Source organism: Brevundimonas denitrificans (genome assembly GCF_030160755.1).
In the GTDB taxonomy this organism is placed as follows: Bacteria; Pseudomonadota; Alphaproteobacteria; order Caulobacterales; family Caulobacteraceae; genus Brevundimonas; species Brevundimonas denitrificans.
Genome location: NZ_BSOY01000240.1, coordinates 1 through 515 on the forward strand (window position 1 = coordinate 1; position 515 = coordinate 515).

At 61.2% G+C, this 515-nt stretch carries 1 protein-coding gene; it reads right to left on the reverse strand.

Features of this window, described 5'->3' with window-relative positions; all coding sequences use genetic code 11:
• Positions 1–515 (reverse strand): thiamine pyrophosphate-binding protein (locus QQJ79_RS15975; protein WP_284223930.1); only part of this gene is annotated, 515 nt, incomplete at both ends.

The window sequence follows — 515 nt, forward strand, 5'->3', positions numbered from 1 at the left end:
TGCCCGTATGCAGGGGGTGGTTTGACGGAAACACGGAAACCCCCTGCAAGGTTGTTGAGACCGGCGCATCCAGCCGATCCGCCAGCGCCACCAGACAATCCTGCGCCCCGGCCGCACCCCAACCGGCAAAAATGGCCGGATGTTTCGCCTGCCGCAGCAGCGCGACCGCCCGCTCAATTTCGTGTTCAAGCCCGCGCACCGTGGCGGCCTCAACAGGCTGATATTCCGGCAGTGCCTTCACTTCTGCGGTCAGAAGCTGGATATTGACCGGAATTTCCACGAAAACCGGGCCCGGCTCTCCCATGGTTGCCGTCCGGTAGGCCTCATACAGAACCGGGATCACCTCTTCGTGGGTGTTGACCATGAACGTTTTCTTCGTCAGCCCTGCCATAAAGGCATGCTGGTCCATTTCATGAAGCTGATAGCGATACTCGAGGTCGTTGCGCACGCCGCCGCAAATGACCAGCATGGGGATACCGTCCAGCAACGCCTCGCCAATGCCGCTGGCGGCGTGG